The organism is Phenylobacterium sp. (assembly GCF_036501465.1).
Classification (GTDB): Bacteria; Pseudomonadota; Alphaproteobacteria; order Caulobacterales; family Caulobacteraceae; genus Phenylobacterium.
Genome location: NZ_DASYAF010000172.1, coordinates 29,890 through 45,732, shown reverse-complemented (window position 1 = coordinate 45,732; position 15,843 = coordinate 29,890). Strand labels below are relative to the sequence as shown.

Below are 15,843 nucleotides of genomic sequence, written 5' to 3'. Positions count from 1 at the left end.
CCCTACCGCTCCTCGGCCGAACGAACCCAGGCCGTCGCAGCCTGGACCGACGCCTACAACCTCGATCGCCCACACTCCGGCATCGCAGGCCTCACACCCTGGCAGCGTGTGAACAACCTTCTTGGAAACGACATCTAGGCGTCGGCCAGCGCCCGCTTGCCGACCATCCGCTCCAGGCGGCCGTTGATGATCTCTTCGGCCTCGCGGACGATGCGGTGGATGAGCTCGGCGCAGGTGGGAATGTCGTGGATCAGGCCCTGGACCTGGCCCGCCGACCAGATGCCGTGGTTCTGGTCGCCGTCCTCGAAGACCACGCGGCCGCGCACGCCGGCCACCAGCTCGCGCACCTGCTCGAAGGTCGCGCCTTCCTTTTCCATGGCCACCACCTGGTCGGAGACGTCGTTCTTCGCCACGCGGCTGGTGTTGCGCATGGTGCGGAAGATCAGGTTGGTGGCGCGCTCGTCGTTATCGACGATCTGCTGCTTGATCTGCTCGTGGATCGGGCTCTCGACGGTGGCCATGAAGCGGGTGCCCATGTTGATGCCGTCGGCGCCCAGGGCCAGCGCCGCCACCAGGCCGCGCGCGTCGCCGAAGCCGCCGGAGGCGATCATCGGGATCTTCACCTTGTCGGCCGCCGCCGGGATCAGGATCAGCCCGCCCACGTCGTCCTCGCCCGGATGGCCGGCGCATTCCAGGCCGTCGATGGAGATGCCGTCGACACCCATCCGCTCGGCCGAGAGCGCGTGGCGCACCGAGGTGCACTTATGCAGCACCTTGATGCCGTGTTTCCTGAACTCGTCGACGTGTTCCTGCGGCTTGTTGCCGGCGGTCTCGACGATCTTCACCCCGGCCTCGATGATCGCCTGGCGGTATTCGGCGTAGGGCGGGGGCTTGATGGCCGGCAGGATGGTCAGGTTCACGCCGAACGGCTTGTCGGTCAGGCTCCGGCAGCGGGCGATCTCCTCGGTCAGCTTCTCCGGCGTCGGCTGGGTGAGCGCGGTGATGAAGCCCAGGCCCCCGCCGTTGGCGACCGCGGCCACCAGCTCGGCGCGGCCGACCCACTGCATGCCGCCCTGCACCACGGGATGCTCGATCCCGAAGGTCTCGGTGAACCGCGTCTTGAGCGCCATGGATCGCCCCTCCAAACAGTTGTTTGGACAACACTCAACCCGCAGACGCGACGTCAGGCAATAGGCGTCGAGACCCGGGGTTCAGCGGCGCTTGGGCTGGAACAGCTCGACGAGGTTGCCGGAGGGGTCCAGCACCAGGGCCTGGTCGCCGCCGACGCCTGTGATCAGGTCGCCGCGGAAGCGCCGGCCCGCGGCCTTCAGGCGCGCCATCGAAGCCGGCAGGTCGTCCACCACCAGCTGCAGGCGGTTCCAGCCGCCGGGGGTCGGCGCCATGCCGTCCACGCTCTGGCCCCCGCCACCGGCGGCGCTCGGCGAGCTCAGGTAGAGAGAGACCCCGTCGCGGGAGAGCGCCGCGAAGCTCGGGGCCGGATGCATGTCCAGCTGAAAGCCGAGGTCGTCGCGGTAGAAGCCGATCGCCGCCTCCACGTCATCGACGATATAGCGAAACGCGATCCCGACCATGTGGCGTCTCCCGAGTGGCGGGCTACTGCAGGCCCGCCCGGCCGATGGCGTAGAAGCGCTGGGCGCGTTGCTTGCGCAGTTCGTCCGGCGTCAGGCCGTCCAGCGCCGCCAGCTCCTCCTCCACCGCGTCGCCGACCGCCTTCATGGCCGCTTCCGGGTCGGAGTGGGCGCCGCCGGGCGGTTCGGGAATGATCCGGTCGACGATCTTCATCGCCAGCAGGTCCTGGGCGGTGATCTTCATCGCCTTGGCCGCCTCTTCGGGCGTGCGCGCGCCGCGCCAGAGGATGGAGTTGCAGCCCTCCGGCGGGATCACCGAATAGACCGCGTGCTCGAGGATCAGCACGCGCGAGCCGCAGGCGATGCCCAGCGCCCCGCCCGAGCCGCCCTCGCCGGTGACGATGGCCACCATGGGCACGCCCAGCAGCAGGCTCATCTCGGTCGACCGCGCGATCGCCTCGGCCACCCCGCGCTCCTCCGAGGCGATGCCCGGATAGGCCGCGGTGGTGTCGACGAAGCTCACCACCGGCAGCTTGAACCGCTCGGCCAGCTCCATGAGCCGGATCGCCTTGCGGTAGCCCTCGGGCCGGGCGTAGCCGAAGTTGTGCTTCACGCGGGTGACGGTGTCGCGGCCCTTCTCGTTGCCCATGACCACCACCGGACGGCCCCGGAAGTGGCCCAGGCCGCCCATGATCGCCTGGTCGTCGGCGAAGGTGCGATCGCCCTTCAGCTCCACGAACTCGTCGATCAGGCCGGCCGCATAGTCCACGAAGTGCGGCCGGTCGGGATGGCGGGCCACCTGCACCTTCTGCCAGGCGTCGAGATGGGAATAGGCCTCGCGGCGCATGTCCTGGGCGCGGGCGCGCAGGGCCTCGATCTCGGCGTCGAAATTCCCCTGGCCCGAGGTTTCCGACAGCTTGGACAGTTCCTCGATCTTGGTCTCGATGTCGGCGATCGGCCGCTCGAATTCGAGGTAGTGCGCGGCCATCCGAAACCTGAGTCCTCTGCCGTGGAAGCGGAGCCGGAAACTAGGCGGGATGGCGCCGCGTCACAAGAGCGCGGGCCCGAGGGCCACGGTTCCCATCATCAACCGCGGCCGTGGCAACCGTCGGCGCCCTGAGGGGTTCCACCCGCCGGGATGCGCAGCCTTAAGGCGCCGACACCGCCTTGCGCGTCCGAGGAGAAACCGGAGACCCGAGATGACCACTTACCTCAAGACCGCCGCGAAGGTCGGCATGGCCTCGGTCCTGGCGCTGTCCACAGCGCTTTCGACCGCCCCCGCCTTCGCCCAGCAGCCGCAGTACCCGCCGCAGGACTACCAGCGCGACCCGCAGAACGGGCCGCCGCCCGGGCCGTCCTACCAGCCGGCCCCTGGGTACCAGCAGCAACAGCAGCAGTACCAACAGGACCAGCAGAACTATCAGGCGCGCAAGGACGCCTACGACGCGCGGAAAGACGCCTATGACGCGCGGCGCGACGCCTATGAGGTGAGCCGCGCCGACTACCAGGCCGCCCGTCGCGCCTATGACCACCGCCGCGCCGCCTGGGAACGCGCCCGCGCCGACTATGACGCCCGCTACGGCTACGGCGCCTACATCCGCGTCTACGGCCCGGCGCCGGTTTGGGACGTCGCCCGCTATGGCCCCTATGACGGGCCGGTCTATGCCGACCGCTACGGCCGCGCGAGCGCCTATGTCGCCCCGCCGCCGGTCGCCGTGGCCTGCCGCAACGACCACTCCGGCGCCACCGCCGGCGCGATCCTTGGCGCGATCGCCGGCGCGGCGCTCGGCTCGAACCTGTCGGCGGCCGGCCGGCACACCGAGAACTCCGTCCTGGGCGGCGTGATCGGCGGCGGCGTCGGCGCGGCCATCGGCAATGCGCATGACAAGTACAAGTGCGACAGCCGCGGCCCCTATTTCTCGTACAACGACACCATCGCCTATCGCGAGGACCCGGGGTTCCGCAGCGGCCGCTACGACTATGCCTACTACGAGCGGATGCACTGCCGTCTGGCGGCGGCGCCGGTGGACCGCGACGGCCGCGACTATCGCTATGTGCGCGTCTGCCCCGACGCCGACGGCCGCTACCGGGTCACCGGCTAGAGCTGCAGCCTAAGCCTCCTTGGCGCGCGTGCGCGTGGCCTAAGCCTCCTTGGCGCGCTTGCGCGTGGCCTAAGCCTCCTTGGCGCGCTTGCGCGCCAGGGGGTGCTTGCTGGCCACCACCTCGGCCAGCCGGTCGGAGGCGACGTGGGTGTAGATCTGCGTCGTGCCGATGTCGGCGTGGCCGAGCAGGGTCTGCACGACCCGCAGGTCCGCGCCGCCTTCCAGCAGGTGGGTGGCGAAGGCGTGGCGCAACACGTGCGGACTGACGCGGGCCGGGTCGATGCCCGCGTCGGCGGCGGCCTCGTCCAGAAGCTGGGCGAAGCGGCGCGGCGTCAGCCGCCCGCCCTTGCCGCGTGACGGGAAGAGCCAGGGGTTGGCCCCCAAGCCTGTTTTTGGGTCGCCCTTGGGCAGGAAACCCGGGCGGACTTCCAGATAGGCCTTCACCGCCGCGCGGGCGGCGGCGTTCAGCGGCGCGAGGCGCTCCTTGCCGCCCTTGCCCTTGACGATGAGATAGGCCGGGTCGCGCGCCAGGGCCGCCAGGGTCAGGCTGGTGAGCTCGGAGATGCGCAGGCCCGAGGCGTAGGCCAGCTCCACCATGCAGGCCAGCCGCAAGCCCCCCGCGCCATCTGCCCCGTCCTGCCCGTCGCGGGCGGCGGCGGCGGCGATCAGCCGGTCGACCTCGGCGCGGCTCAGCACCTTCGGCAGCGACCGGCCCTTCTTCGGCGCCTCCACGCGGCGCGAGGGATCGTCGGCCCGCCAGCCTTCGCCCAGCACGAAGCGGTAGAACTGGCGCACGGCGGCCCGGCGCCGCGAGGCGGTGGCGGGGGAAAGGCCGCGCACGCCGAGATCGGTGAAATAGGCCTCGATGTCGCCGGCCGCGGCGCTGGAAAGGTCGCCGCCGCGCCCGGCCAGGAAGCCCGCGGCGTCGGCGAGGTCGCGGGCGTAGGCGGTGAGCGTGTTCCTGGCCGCCGCGCGCTCGACCGACATCATCTCCAGGAAGGCCTCGGCCCAGGCCGGGCCCCGATGACCGTCCCCGGGCCCGCTCATTTCAGGCTCAGCAGCCCTTCGAGGGCGAAGGCGCGGGCTTCCGGCTCCAGTCCGACCAGGTGCAGGGCGCGCACGATGCGGATGCGGTCGCCGATGGCCGGACCGGCCGGGCCGGCGTCGGCGCAGGCCCACAGCGCGAGCAGCGCCGCCTCGCCCGCCAGCTTGCGGTCGGCGGCGGCGTCGAGGGCGATATTGCGGCCCACCGGGGCGCGGCCTTCCGGCACGGCCCAGTCCTCCAGCTGGTCGCTGGCGTTGGCGGCGGAAAGGTCGCCCAGGGCCATGATCAGCAGCGCCGCCGAGGCCGCGCGGTTCGGCGCCTTGGGCGTATTGGCGATGCCGTTCATCACCGACATGAACGCCCCGTAGGTCACCGGCTTGCCGTCGACGATCTGCTGGACCGCCGGGGCGATGTCGGGACCGAAGGCGGCGGGATCGAAGGTCGGCGGCTCGGGATCGCCCTTGGAGAGGGCCGCGGCCACCTCCGGCGCGGGCTTGCCGGCGTCGACGTCGAGGCCGAGGCTGCGGGAGAGCGCCAGGTCCAGGCCGTTGCGCAGGCTGGCCGCGCCGGGGTTGCCGACGCCGGAGATCTTGGCGCTCATCAGCCGGCCGAAGACCGGGTCGCGCGCCTGGGTCTGGGCGAGGTCGAAGGTGAGCTGGGCCTGGTCGGTGTGGCCGGCGAGCGCCTGGCAATAGGTGCGCAGGCGCAGCCAGTAGACATCGTCGCGGCCGGACCCCAGGCCCTGGGCCACGGTGCAGGCGCGCGCGTCGTCGCCGGCCAGCAGCGCGCTTTCCGCCGCCGCGTGGGCGAGGTCGGCGTTGCGGTCGATGCCCGGGGCGCGCGAGAGGATGGCGGCGGCCGCGCGCGGATCGCCTTGGACGAGCAGCGCCTCGGCGCGGGCGGCGACCACGCCGGGGTCGTCGCCGATCCCGGCCGGGCCGGGCGCGCCGGTGGCCAGCACGCGCCGGGCCAGCGCCGCGCCGGCCGGCGACAGCGTCTTGGTCGCCAGCAGCGGCAGCACGGCCTTGACCGTCTTGGCCGAGGCGCCGCGCCACAGCGTCGCCGGCAGGCCGGTGTCGCGCCCCGGGGTGGTGAAGGCGTCGGGGGCGGCCAGCGTCGTCACCTCCACGCCCGGCGGCCGCGGCGCGGTCTGGGCGGGCGGCGGCGGGGCCGGCGGCGTCTCGGAGGGCGCGGTGGCGATCGGCGGCGGCGGTTGGGCGGCGTCCTGCGCGCGGCCGGCGCCCGCCGACGCCAGGGCCAGGGCCAGGGCCAGGATCGGGGCGACCACCATCAGGGCGAGGCGCAGGGAGCGACGCAAGATCTGAGTCATCGGGCCGATCATAGCGAGCGCGCGAAGTTGGCGCGAGGGCGCGCCCTCGTGTAGACCCCCCGTGGTCATCTGAGGCCGTCCATGGACCGCTATGCACCGCTGCGCCGCCGCACCATCGCCCTCGTCGGCCTGATGGGCGTGGGAAAGTCGAGCGTGGGCAAGCGCCTGGCCGGCGCGCTCAACCTGCCGTTCCGCGACACCGACGCCGAGGTGGAGGCCGCGGCCGGCCGCTCGATCTCCGACATCTTCGCCGACCTGGGCGAGTCCGCTTTCCGCGAGGGCGAGCGCCGGGTGATCGCGCGCCTGCTGGACCAGGAGCCGCATGTGCTGGCCACCGGCGGCGGCGCCTTCATGAACGAGCAGACCCGCGCCTTGATCAAGTCGCAGGCGATCTCGGTGTGGCTGAAGGCCGACCTGGACGTGCTGGCCCGGCGCGTGTCGCGCAAGGACACCCGCCCGCTGCTGGTCGGCAAGGACCCGCTAGAGGTGCTGCAGGTCCAGGCCGCCGCCCGCTACCCCGCCTATGGCGAGGCCGACGTGGTGGTGGAGACCGGCGACGCGGCCCATCAGGTCACCGTCGAACAGGTGCTCGCCGCGCTCAGCGCCCACTTGGCCCAATCCGCATCCCCCGTCCCGGCGCCGGGAGTTCCGAGCCCATGAGCCGAGCGATTCTGGTGGGGCTGGGCCCGCGCAGCTATCAGGTGCGGGTGGGCAGCGGCCTGATCGACGCGGCCGGCGAGGCCATCGCGCCCCTGATGAAGCGCCGCCGCACCGCCATCGTCAGCGACGAGACCGTCTGGGGCCTGCATGGCGCGCGGCTGATGGGCGCGCTGACCCGGGCCGGGATCGCCGCCACGCCGATCGTCGTGCCGCCGGGCGAGCAGACCAAGAGCTTCGAGGGCCTGGCCGAGATCACCGACCGGCTGCTGGCGCTGGAGCTCGACCGCGGCGACGTGATCGTGGCGTTCGGCGGCGGCGTGGTGGGCGACCTCGCCGGCTTCGCCGCGGCGATCTACAAGCGCGGCATCGACTTCGTGCAGATCCCCACGACCCTGCTGGCCCAGGTGGATTCCTCAGTGGGCGGCAAGACAGCCATAGACACCCCGCGCGGCAAGAACCTGGTGGGCGCCTTCCATCAGCCCCGGCTGGTGCTGGCCGACCTCGATGTGTTGTCGAGCCTGCCCGAGCGCGAGATGCGCTGCGGCTACGCCGAGGTGATCAAATATGGCCTGCTGGGCGACTTCGGCTTCTTCGAGTGGCTGGAGGCCAACGGCGCCGCGGTGCTGGCGCGCGAGCCGCAGGCCCTGGCCCACGCGGTGGCGCGTTGCGTGGCGATGAAAGCCGAGATCGTCGAGCAGGACGAGACCGAGCAGGGCCGCCGCGCGCTGCTCAACCTCGGCCATACCTTCGGCCACGCCCTGGAGGCCGAGACCGGCTACGGCACGGCCCTGCTGCACGGCGAGGGCGTGGCGGCCGGCATGGGGCTGGCCTTCCGCTTCTCCGCCGCCCAGGGCCTGTGCGAGGCGCAGGAGGCGGCGCGCGCGTCCGCCGCCATCGCCGCGGCCGGCCTGCCCACCCGGCTCGCCGAGATCAGCGCCGAGCCGTTCGCCGCCGAGCGGCTGGTTCGCCACATGGCCCAGGACAAGAAGGCGCAGGCCGGGCGGCTGACCTTCATCCTGGCGCGCCGGCTGGGCGAGGCCTTCGTGGCGAAGGACGTCGACGCCGAGGCCGTCGCCGCCTTCCTGAAGAGCGAGGGAGCCGTCTGATGGCCGCGCTGATGGCGCTGGCGCCCATCGTGTTCGGCCTGTTGGCCGCCTCGGCGCTGTTCTCCGCCGCCGAGACGGCGATGACCGGCGCCAGCCGCGCGCGCATGCACCAGCTGGAGCGCGACGGCGACCGCGCCGCGCACCGCGTCAACCGCCTGCTGGGCGACCGCGAGATGATGATCGGCGCGGTCCTGCTGGGAAACAACATCTTCAACATCCTGGCCACCGAGCTGGCGAGTTCGGTGTTCGCCAAGGTGATCCCCGGCGCCTGGGGCGTGGCGGCCGCCACGGCGGTGATGACGGTGCTGATCCTGGTCTTCGCCGAGATCCTGCCCAAGACGCTGGCGATCCTGCGCTCCGACGACATCGCCCGCCTGCTGGCCTTCCCCACCTATCTGGTGGTGCGGCTGTTCGGGCCGATCATCTTCGGCGTGCAGTACGTGATCCGCGGCACGCTGAAGCTGTTCGGGGTGCACCTGGGCATGGAGATGGACGTGCTGGCCGCCCACGAGGAGATCCGCGGCGCCGTCGAATACCACCACGCCGAGGGCCTGGTGGAGAGCCACGACCGCTGGATGCTGGGCGGGGTGCTGGACCTGGCCGAGATGGACGTCGGCGAGGTGATGGTCCACCGCAACGCCATCGCCACCATCGACGCCGACCAGACCCCGGCCCAGATCGTCGACGACATCCTGCAGAGCGGCCACAGCCGCGTGCCGCTCTATCGCGACGAGCCGGAGAACATCGTGGGCGTGCTGCACAACAAGGACCTGCTGGCCGCCATCGCCGAGGCGGGCGGGCGGATCGAGGCGGTGGACATGGCCGCCATCATCCGCGAGCCCTGGTTCATCCCCGAGACCACCAGCCTGAAGGATCAGCTCGCCGCCTTCCTGAAGCGGCGCATCCACTTCGCCCTGGTGGTGGACGAGTACGGCGCCCTGCAGGGCCTGGTGACCCTGGAGGACATCCTCGAGGAGATCGTGGGCGAGATCGAGGACGAGCACGACGTCGCCATGGCCGGGCTGCGCCCCGCCGACGACGGCTCGGTGCTGGTGGACGGATCTCTGACGATCCGAGACCTGAACCGCGCGATGAACTGGGACCTGCCGGACGACGAGGCGGTGACGGTGGCCGGCCTGTTGATCCACGAAGCGCGGCGGATTCCCGAGTCCGGCCAGAGCTTCCATTTCCATCACCACCGGATCTCGGTCTTGGAGCGCAAGGCCAACCGGATAACCCGCCTGCAGATCTGGCCGCGCGACGAACGCCAGGACGACTAGGCCTTAGCGCATGTGGTTTGCCAGGAGCGCGATACGCGTCATGATGGCGCCCGTGCAATTGGGGGACGAAGTGCGCGGCGGCGGCGTCCCCGCATCGCTGCGAGCGGGCGCCGGGAGATCTTCCGAATGAGCGAGCTAGCCGATCTGAAGGGCCTGCGCGTCCTGGTGGTCGAGGACGAGATGATGGTCTCGATGCTGATCGAGGACATGCTGAGCGATCTCGGCTGCACCGTGGTGGGCCCCGCCTCGCGCCTGGACGAGGCGATCGACCTGGTGAAGAGCTCGACCATCGACTGCGCGGTGCTGGACGTGAACCTGGGCGGCCAGCCGATCTTCCCGGTGGCCGACCTGCTGCGCGAGAAGGGCGCCCCTTTCGCCTTCGCCACCGGCTATGGGGATGCGGGCCTGCGCGAGGCGGACCGGGGCACGCCGGTCCTGCAGAAGCCCTTCCGCGAAGGCGACCTGGCCCGCGTGCTGGGCGAACTGCGCGCCAGGGTCGGTTAGAGACGGTCGGCTAGAGGGGGTCGGCTAGAGGTAGCTGAGCGCCGAACTCCAGCTTGTCGCCAGCAGGGTCAGCGCCCCCGCCAGCGTGGCCAATGGCAGTATCAGTTTCACGTCCCGTCTCCTGAAATCTCGAAAGCCTCGCTTTCAAGACACCCGAGATAGGTACGATCCGACACGGCGTTAGACGCGGGCGGCGAAGAACTGTCGTTCCCTTCTGGAACAAGTCCCCGAAAACCAGGAGACCAAGGACGGGTTCCGACCCATTGCCGTCCTTTGAGGAGTCCGCCTAAGGTCGCTCCGGGGCTGGCCCGTTCGGAATCCGCAGGGGAATCGGGTCGATGGAAGCGTTGGCGGACGAACGCCCCAAGCTGGTCTGGTTGATGGGCTTCACCAACGCGACCTACGGCTTCGCCTACGCCGTTGTCCTGGTCACCATCCCCCAGTTGCTGGCGGCGCGCGGGGTGGCTGAGCCTGTGATCGCCGGCCTCACCGGCCTGGCGACCGCGATGGCGCTGGCCACGTTTGCAATCGCCCCGATTCTCGACACGCTGGTGAGTCGCCGCACATGGACGGTCGCACTGGCCCTCGGGTCGGCGGCGCTGACCTTCCTCGTGCTGGCGATGCCGAAGGCGAGCTCGATGCTCGCCCCGGTCCTGGCCATCGATGCGCTGGTCATCAGCCTCTACAACGCCGCGATCGGCGGGTGGCTGGGCGCGGGTCTGCCCAAGAGCTGCGATGCGACGATCGGGACCTGGTTCGCCATCGGCAACTCGTTCGGATTCGGGTTGGGAGCGGTCTCCCAGTACTGGCTCATGACGCACCTGCCGACGACGTTCGGCGCCGCGGCGATCGCCGGTCTCGCCTTGGCGCCGCTGGCCATCATCCGGTTCTTTCCAGCCGCCGACGCCGGCCGCAAGGCGGTGCGCGAAAGCTTCAAGAGGCTCGCCGTCGACGTCGCGCAGCTGGCGCGCCGGCCCCAGGTCCTGCGCATCATCCTGATGTTCGCCCTGCCATGCGCCGCCTTCACCCTGACCAACGCCTTCGGCGGGATCGGCCGGGATTTCCACGCCTCGGACAGCCTGGTCGACGTGGCCAATGGCGTCGGCGCGACCCTCATCGGCCTTGTCGCTTCGCTCGCCGCGCGCCAGTTGCTGCGGCGCGCGCCCGCGCCGCTGGCCTATCTGGGGGTCGGCAGCCTCGGCGCCGCCTTCACCCTGTCGTTGCTCGCGCTGCCGCGCACGCCGGCCACCTATCTCCTGGCGGTGATCGGCGAGAACGCGGCGCAGAGCGTCGCCCAGGTCTCGCAGAATGCGATCATCTTCCGGTCCATCCAGGAGGGGAGTCCGCTCGCCTCCAGCCAGTTCGGCCTGCTGGGCACGGCCGCGGTGCTGCCCTACGCCTACATGCAGATGCTCGACGGCTACGGCTACAAGCTCGCCGGTGACGTCTCCGGATCGTTCCTGATGGACGCGCTGGTCAGCCTCACCGCCTGTGCGCTGCTGGCCCTGCCGGTGCTGGGCTGGCTGCGCGCCGGCCGGCTGGAAACGGCGGCCGTTCCGGAGAAGCTGGCGGTCTAGCGGGCCGAGGTCCCCTTCCGACATTGCGGACATCCGGGCCGTCGAACCGCGGTCGGACCCTAGAACGCGCGTTTGGCGGGCGGCGTCCTAAGCTTGCACTGGCCGCGAACATCCATGCCGGCTCCGGACGTATTCTTGACTGCGACCGAGAGATCAACTCGGTTGAAGGTGTAGGTTGTGAGGAGTTGATTTCTGAATACGACCCGGTCTGGCGTAAACGCCGCCCGAAACGTAGGAGTATAGGTCCCTGGACCGGTATAGGTGATCGTCCCCGCCTGTTCATTGAGCGTGTAGTCTTCTTCTTCAGGCATATCCGGGCTCGAAAACAAACAGACCAGATAGACGGGCGCCGCCAGTACGGCAGTCGGCGCCGCGATGAACGCCATCGACGAGGCCAGAACGGCGAAGCTTGCGAGTTTCATATCCCCCTCCGATCGTGGGCGCGGAGCGCCGAGCTTATCCGGCATTTCCCAGGCGGACAGCCTGCCGCCGACTGAGCGTTACAAACGACGAGGTCGCCGGCCCCGCAGCAAGGCGACTCCCCGCCAATCGCCGACCTCCATCGGGTCCGCCGATCGAGGCCCGCTATCCCCCCGCCGCGATGATCCCCGCCAGCAGCTTGTCGGGGGTGATCGGGTAGTCGCGCACGCGCACGCCACAGGCGTTGTAGATGGCGTTGGCCACCGCGGCGCCGGCGCCGGAGATGCCGAGTTCGCCGACGCCCTTGATGCCCATGGGATTGGCCTTGTCGTCCACCTCGTCGAGCATGATGGCGTCGAGTTCGCCGATGTCGGCCTGCACCGGCACCAGGTAGCTCGCCAGGTCCTGGTTGATCAGCGAGCCGTAGCGCGGGTCCGGCGCATTGCCCTCGGTGAGCGCCGAGCCCACGCCCCAGATCATCCCGCCGGTGAGCTGACTGCGCGCGGTCTTCCAGTTGAGGATGCGGCCGGCGGCGAAGACGCCCAGCATGCGCCGGGTGCGGACCTCCCCGGTCACCGGGTCGACGCCGACCTCCACATAGTGGGCGCCGTAGGTGTGCGAGCTCCACTGGCTGGCGTCGGCGGCCGGGCGCACCTCGCCATCGGCGGTGAGGCCGTCGGGGCGGTTGCGGCCGATCAGGTCGGCCAGCCGCTCGGAGCGGTTGCCGATGGCGACGACGCCGTCCTGGAAGACCACGGCCCCAGCCGGCCCGCCATAGAGCGGCGAGGCCGGATCGTTCGCCGCCAGCTCGGCGATCGCCGTCCTGAGGTTCATGCCCGCGTCCAGCGCCGCCGACCCCGCGGTCGCCGCGCCGAACTGGCCGCCGGAGCCCGGCGCGGGCGGCAGCTCGGAATCGCCGATCTCCACGCGCACGTCGGCCAGCGGCACGCCCAGGGTCTCGGCGGCGATCTGGGCCAGCACGGTGTAGGTGCCGGTGCCGATGTCGGTCATCCCCTGGCGCACGGTGACCACGCCCTGCGCGTCCACCGTGAAGCTGGCCTTGGCGGGCAACAGGAAGTTGCCGCGGATCGCCGCGGCCGTGCCCATCCCCACCAGCCAGCGGCCGTCGCGCTCCCGGCCGGGAATCGGGTTGCGCCGGTCCCAGCCGAACATCTGGGCGCCTTCGCGGAAACAGCGGACGAGCTGGCGGATGGAGAACGGCTTGCCGGTCTCCGGATCGCTCTGCGGCTCGTTCAGGATGCGCAGCTCAACGGGATCCATGCCGAGCTTTTCCGCCAGCTCGTCCATGGCCACTTCCAGGCTGAGCGTGCCGGAGGCCTCGCCGGGGGCGCGCATGGCGCTGGCCACCGGCAGGTCCAGCCGCACCAGGCGATGGCCGGTCAGGCGGTTGGGCGCCGCATAGAGGCTGCGGGCGAAGTTCGACGCGTGCTCGGTGAAATTGCCGCGCCGGTCGCAGTGGGTGGTGGTCATCAGCGACAGGGCGGTGAGCCGCCCGTCCGGGGTCGCGCCCAGGCGCACGCGGATCTCGGTGGCCGGGCGGTGGACGGTGCCGTGCATCATCTGCTGGCGGGAGAAGGCGATCTTCACCGGCCGGCCCAGTTCCCGGGCGGCCAGCGAGGCCAGCACCAGGTCCTCGTAGAAGGAGCCCTTGCCGCCGAAGCCGCCGCCGACGTAGCGGGTGAGCAGGCGCACCTGCTTGTGCGGCATCATCAGGGTCTCAGCCAGCGAGTTCTGGGCGAAGCGCACCATCTGCACCGAGGTGTGGACGGTCAGCTGCTCGCCCTCCCACCAGGCCGTGGTGGCGCAGGGCTCCATCTGGCAGTGGTTCTGCAGCGGCGTCTTCCAGACGTCGTCGACGGTGACCGGGGCGGCGGCGAAGGCGGCCTCGAAGTCGCCGATCTCGACGTCGGACTCGCCGGGCGGCTGGACCGCTTCGGCGTGGTGCTGGGCGAGGACCACCGCCTTGGGGTCCTCGGCGTATGACAGCCGCACCAGGGCCGCGGCGGCCTGGGCGTTCTCCAGGGTGTCGGCGACCACCACCGCCACCTGCTGGCCGAAGTAGTGGACCTGGTCGCTTTCCAGCGCCGGCCGCGGCGACGGCGTGAAGAAGTCGTAGCGCGCCGGGCGCGGCCCCTGGGCCGGGGCGTTGCGGTGGGTCCAGACCAGCAGGACCCCGGGGGCGGCCTCGGCGGCGGCGGTGTCGACAGCGGTGATCCGGCCCTTGGCGATCGGCGCGGAGACCATGACGCCATAGGCCGGCGGCGACGGCGGGGTGACCTCGTAGGCGTAGGGCGCGGTCCCGGTGACCTTCAGCGGCCCCTCGTAGCGGTCCACCGGCTTGCCGATGACGCCGCCGCGGTTCTCCTTGACCGGATTGGGCGTGTTCTCCCAGTCGATGACCGAACTCATGGCCGCTCTCCCCGGGCCTGGGCGATGGCGGCGGGGACCAGCCGAGCCACAAGGTCGATCTTGAAGCCGTTGCGGCCGCGGTCGTGGGCGCCGGCCAGTTCGGCGGCGATGGCTTCGGCGGGCGAGGCGCCAGCGGCGAGCGCGGCCTCGGCCGCAGCGGCGCGCCAGGGCTTGGGCGCCACGGCGCCCAGGGCGATGCGGCCGTCGGCGACGGCGACGCTGGCCAGGCCCGCGGCATAGGAGGCGCGATCGCGGACCTTGCGGTAGGCCTGTCCGCCAGCCGGCGGCGGCGGCAGGACGACGGCGGTGATCAGCTCGCCGGGGGCCAGCGCGGTCTCGACCTGCGGCGTCTCGCCGGGCAGGCGGTGAAGTTCATCGAGTTCAAGGCGGCGTCTATCACCTTGATTGGAAAGAGTTTCCACCGTCGCGCCCAGAGCCGAGAGCGCCACCGCCATGTCGGACGGATGGGTGGCGATGCAGGCCTCGCTGGCGCCGAAGATGGCGGCGTTGCGGTTCAGCCCCTCCAGCGCCCCGCAGCCGGAGCCGGGCGCGCGCTTATTGCAGGGCTTGGCGGTGTCGTAGAAGTAGGCGCAGCGGGTGCGCTGCAGCAGGTTGCCGCCGACGCTGGCCTTGTTGCGCAGCTGCGGCGAGCCGCCGGCGACGATGGCCTGGGTCAGCACCGGATAGCGCGAGCGGACCGCGGCATGGGCGGCGACGGCGCTGTTGCTGGCCATGGCCCCGATGCGCAAGCCCCCCTCGGCGGTCTCCTCGATGGCGGCCAGCGGCAGGCGGCCGACGTCGATCAGGTGCGCGGGCGTCTCGATCTCCAGCTTCATCAGGTCCAGCAGGTTGGTGCCGCCGGCGATGAAGCGCGCGTTCGGACGGTCGGCGGCGGCCTTCACCGCGGCCTCGGCGCTCGCGGCGCGCTCGTAGGTGAACGGCCTCATGCCAGGTCTCCGGCGGCGGAGCGGATCGCCGCCACGATCTGCGGATAGGCCGAGCAGCGGCAGATGTTGCCGCTCATGCGCTCGCGCAGTTCGTCGTCGGTGAGCCGCACCCGGCCGGTCAGGTCGGCGGTCTCCTGGCTGGGCCAGTTCTCGGCCACCTCGGCCAGCATGCCGAGCGCCGAGCAGATCTGGCCGGGCGTGCAGTAGCCGCACTGGAAGGCGTCCTCGGTGAGGAAGGCCTGCTGGATGGGCGCGAGGCGATCGGGCGCGCCGACGCCTTCGATGGTGGTGACATCATCGCCGTCGTGCATCACCGCCAGCGACAGGCACGAGTTGATCCTGACCCCGTTCACCAGCACCGTGCAGGCGCCGCACTGGCCGTGGTCGCAGCCCTTCTTGGCGCCGGTCAGGCGCAGGGCCTCGCGCAGCGCGTCGAGCAGGGTGGTGCGCGGATCGAGATCCAGCGCGCGCGGCTCGCCGTTGACGGTGATGGTGGTCTTCACCCGACCTGCCTTTCCTCCGCCGCCCACTCTAAACGGAGGCAGCCTACGGATATTGCCCCTAAGCTTCGCCCGGCGCCAAGGCTTTCACCGAAAGGGCATGCACCGGCCCGGCCAGCTCCTCGGAAAGCGCCCGGTAGACCATCCGCTGGCGGGCGACCTTGCCCTGGCCCGCGAAGGCAGCCGCCTCGATGGTCACGTTGAAGTGGCTCTCGCCGCCCGGCCGCGCGCCCGCATGGCCGGCGTGGCGGGCGGAATCGTCCTCGACCTCGAGCCGGATGGGCGCGAAGGCGTCGGTGAGCTTTGTTTGGATGGCGTCGAATATGGCGCCCATCGGCCGCATCTTCAATTCT

The 15,843-nt window shown here is 71.1% G+C and carries 17 protein-coding genes; 7 read left to right on the top strand and 10 right to left on the bottom strand.

Annotation, left to right across the window (positions count from 1 at the left end; all coding sequences use genetic code 11):
- A partial coding sequence (locus VGL85_RS20525; RefSeq protein WP_331590662.1) for an integrase core domain-containing protein occupies nucleotides 1-138 on the top strand: 138 nt, incomplete at its 5' end.
- Here the strand turns inward: VGL85_RS20525 and VGL85_RS20520 are convergent.
- The 3 genes from VGL85_RS20520 to VGL85_RS20510 form a co-directional block, all read right to left on the bottom strand.
- Entirely contained in the window at nucleotides 135-1,130 is a 996-nt protein-coding gene (locus VGL85_RS20520; RefSeq protein ID WP_331590888.1) for a nitronate monooxygenase family protein, read from the bottom strand. The genes VGL85_RS20525 and VGL85_RS20520 overlap by 4 nt on opposite strands.
- Nucleotides 1,131-1,211: 81 nt before the next feature.
- Nucleotides 1,212-1,592 (bottom strand): VOC family protein, encoded by a 381-nt coding sequence (locus tag VGL85_RS20515; RefSeq protein WP_331590887.1) that lies wholly within the window; start codon nucleotides 1,590-1,592, stop codon nucleotides 1,212-1,214.
- A gap of 22 nt (nucleotides 1,593-1,614) precedes the next feature.
- Entirely contained in the window at nucleotides 1,615-2,577 is a 963-nt protein-coding gene (locus VGL85_RS20510; protein WP_331590886.1) for an acetyl-CoA carboxylase carboxyltransferase subunit alpha, read from the bottom strand.
- Between the two features lie 211 nt (nucleotides 2,578-2,788).
- Between VGL85_RS20510 and VGL85_RS20505 the strand changes: the two genes are divergently transcribed.
- Nucleotides 2,789-3,691 carry a hypothetical protein gene (locus VGL85_RS20505; protein ID WP_331590885.1) on the top strand — a complete coding sequence of 301 codons (903 nt, stop codon included), beginning with the start codon at nucleotides 2,789-2,791 and terminating at the stop codon, nucleotides 3,689-3,691.
- A 69-nt stretch (nucleotides 3,692-3,760) separates the two neighbouring features.
- Here VGL85_RS20505 and VGL85_RS20500 read toward each other — a convergent pair whose 3' ends face one another.
- Nucleotides 3,761-4,738 (bottom strand): tyrosine recombinase, encoded by a 978-nt coding sequence (locus tag VGL85_RS20500; RefSeq protein ID WP_331590884.1) that lies wholly within the window; start codon nucleotides 4,736-4,738, stop codon nucleotides 3,761-3,763.
- Nucleotides 4,735-6,066 (bottom strand): hypothetical protein, encoded by a 1,332-nt coding sequence (locus tag VGL85_RS20495; RefSeq protein ID WP_331590883.1) that lies wholly within the window; start codon nucleotides 6,064-6,066, stop codon nucleotides 4,735-4,737. Before VGL85_RS20495 ends, VGL85_RS20500 begins: the two co-directional genes overlap by 4 nt.
- An 81-nt stretch (nucleotides 6,067-6,147) precedes the next feature.
- On the opposite strand from VGL85_RS20495, the gene VGL85_RS20490 reads away from it, so the two are divergent.
- From VGL85_RS20490 to VGL85_RS20470, 5 genes are all read left to right on the top strand, one after another.
- Nucleotides 6,148-6,726 (top strand): shikimate kinase, encoded by a 579-nt coding sequence (locus VGL85_RS20490; protein WP_331590881.1) that lies wholly within the window; start codon nucleotides 6,148-6,150, stop codon nucleotides 6,724-6,726.
- On the top strand, nucleotides 6,723-7,832 hold the full coding sequence (gene aroB / locus VGL85_RS20485; protein ID WP_331590880.1) for a 3-dehydroquinate synthase: 1,110 nt from the start codon (nucleotides 6,723-6,725) through the stop codon (nucleotides 7,830-7,832). Before VGL85_RS20490 ends, aroB begins: the two co-directional genes overlap by 4 nt.
- The gene (locus VGL85_RS20480) at nucleotides 7,832-9,112 is read left to right on the top strand and encodes an HlyC/CorC family transporter (protein ID WP_414695313.1); all 1,281 of its coding nucleotides are present in this window, start codon (nucleotides 7,832-7,834) and stop codon (nucleotides 9,110-9,112) included. Before aroB ends, VGL85_RS20480 begins: the two co-directional genes overlap by 1 nt.
- Before the next feature lie 126 nt (nucleotides 9,113-9,238).
- A complete protein-coding gene (locus VGL85_RS20475) occupies nucleotides 9,239-9,616 on the top strand; it encodes a response regulator (protein WP_331590878.1) in 378 nt (125 codons plus the stop codon).
- A gap of 338 nt (nucleotides 9,617-9,954) precedes the next feature.
- Nucleotides 9,955-11,193: an MFS transporter gene (locus VGL85_RS20470; protein ID WP_331590877.1), complete on the top strand. Its 1,239-nt coding sequence runs from the start codon at nucleotides 9,955-9,957 to the stop codon at nucleotides 11,191-11,193.
- 59 nt (nucleotides 11,194-11,252) lie between these two features.
- Here the strand turns inward: VGL85_RS20470 and VGL85_RS20465 are convergent, their stop codons facing one another.
- The 5 genes from VGL85_RS20465 to VGL85_RS20445 all read right to left on the bottom strand — a co-directional run bounded on the left by VGL85_RS20465 (nucleotide 11,253) and on the right by VGL85_RS20445 (nucleotide 15,824).
- Entirely contained in the window at nucleotides 11,253-11,615 is a 363-nt protein-coding gene (locus tag VGL85_RS20465) for a hypothetical protein (RefSeq protein ID WP_331590876.1), read from the bottom strand.
- A gap of 163 nt (nucleotides 11,616-11,778) precedes the next feature.
- A complete protein-coding gene (locus VGL85_RS20460) occupies nucleotides 11,779-14,043 on the bottom strand; it encodes a xanthine dehydrogenase family protein molybdopterin-binding subunit (RefSeq protein WP_331590875.1) in 2,265 nt (754 codons plus the stop codon).
- Complete coding sequence (locus VGL85_RS20455; RefSeq protein WP_331590874.1) at nucleotides 14,040-14,990, bottom strand: xanthine dehydrogenase family protein subunit M; 951 nt, start codon at nucleotides 14,988-14,990, stop codon at nucleotides 14,040-14,042. Before VGL85_RS20455 ends, VGL85_RS20460 begins: the two co-directional genes overlap by 4 nt.
- Nucleotides 14,987-15,493 carry a 2Fe-2S iron-sulfur cluster-binding protein gene (locus tag VGL85_RS20450; protein WP_331590873.1) on the bottom strand — a complete coding sequence of 169 codons (507 nt, stop codon included), beginning with the start codon at nucleotides 15,491-15,493 and terminating at the stop codon, nucleotides 14,987-14,989. Before VGL85_RS20450 ends, VGL85_RS20455 begins: the two co-directional genes overlap by 4 nt.
- A gap of 58 nt (nucleotides 15,494-15,551) precedes the next feature.
- Nucleotides 15,552-15,824 carry a BolA family protein gene (locus tag VGL85_RS20445; RefSeq protein WP_331590872.1) on the bottom strand — a complete coding sequence of 91 codons (273 nt, stop codon included), beginning with the start codon at nucleotides 15,822-15,824 and terminating at the stop codon, nucleotides 15,552-15,554.
- Nucleotides 15,825-15,843 lie beyond the last annotated feature (19 nt).

What these genes read in the sequence shown, in the direction of transcription:
- VGL85_RS20520 (WP_331590888.1), bottom strand. Translation starts at nt 1,130, where the DNA reads ATGGCGCTCAAGACGCGGTTCACCGAGACCTTCGGGATCGAGCATCCC.
- VGL85_RS20515 (WP_331590887.1), bottom strand. Translation starts at nt 1,592, where the DNA reads ATGGTCGGGATCGCGTTTCGCTATATCGTCGATGACGTGGAGGCGGCG.
- VGL85_RS20510 (WP_331590886.1), bottom strand. Translation starts at nt 2,577, where the DNA reads ATGGCCGCGCACTACCTCGAATTCGAGCGGCCGATCGCCGACATCGAG.
- VGL85_RS20505 (WP_331590885.1), top strand. Translation starts at nt 2,789, where the DNA reads ATGACCACTTACCTCAAGACCGCCGCGAAGGTCGGCATGGCCTCGGTC.
- VGL85_RS20500 (WP_331590884.1), bottom strand. Translation starts at nt 4,738, where the DNA reads ATGAGCGGGCCCGGGGACGGTCATCGGGGCCCGGCCTGGGCCGAGGCC.
- VGL85_RS20495 (WP_331590883.1), bottom strand. Translation starts at nt 6,066, where the DNA reads ATGACTCAGATCTTGCGTCGCTCCCTGCGCCTCGCCCTGATGGTGGTC.
- VGL85_RS20490 (WP_331590881.1), top strand. Translation starts at nt 6,148, where the DNA reads ATGGACCGCTATGCACCGCTGCGCCGCCGCACCATCGCCCTCGTCGGC.
- aroB (WP_331590880.1), top strand. Translation starts at nt 6,723, where the DNA reads ATGAGCCGAGCGATTCTGGTGGGGCTGGGCCCGCGCAGCTATCAGGTG.
- VGL85_RS20480 (WP_414695313.1), top strand. Translation starts at nt 7,832, where the DNA reads ATGGCCGCGCTGATGGCGCTGGCGCCCATCGTGTTCGGCCTGTTGGCC.
- VGL85_RS20475 (WP_331590878.1), top strand. Translation starts at nt 9,239, where the DNA reads ATGAGCGAGCTAGCCGATCTGAAGGGCCTGCGCGTCCTGGTGGTCGAG.
- VGL85_RS20470 (WP_331590877.1), top strand. Translation starts at nt 9,955, where the DNA reads ATGGAAGCGTTGGCGGACGAACGCCCCAAGCTGGTCTGGTTGATGGGC.
- VGL85_RS20465 (WP_331590876.1), bottom strand. Translation starts at nt 11,615, where the DNA reads ATGAAACTCGCAAGCTTCGCCGTTCTGGCCTCGTCGATGGCGTTCATC.
- VGL85_RS20460 (WP_331590875.1), bottom strand. Translation starts at nt 14,043, where the DNA reads ATGAGTTCGGTCATCGACTGGGAGAACACGCCCAATCCGGTCAAGGAG.
- VGL85_RS20455 (WP_331590874.1), bottom strand. Translation starts at nt 14,990, where the DNA reads ATGAGGCCGTTCACCTACGAGCGCGCCGCGAGCGCCGAGGCCGCGGTG.
- VGL85_RS20445 (WP_331590872.1), bottom strand. Translation starts at nt 15,824, where the DNA reads ATGGGCGCCATATTCGACGCCATCCAAACAAAGCTCACCGACGCCTTC.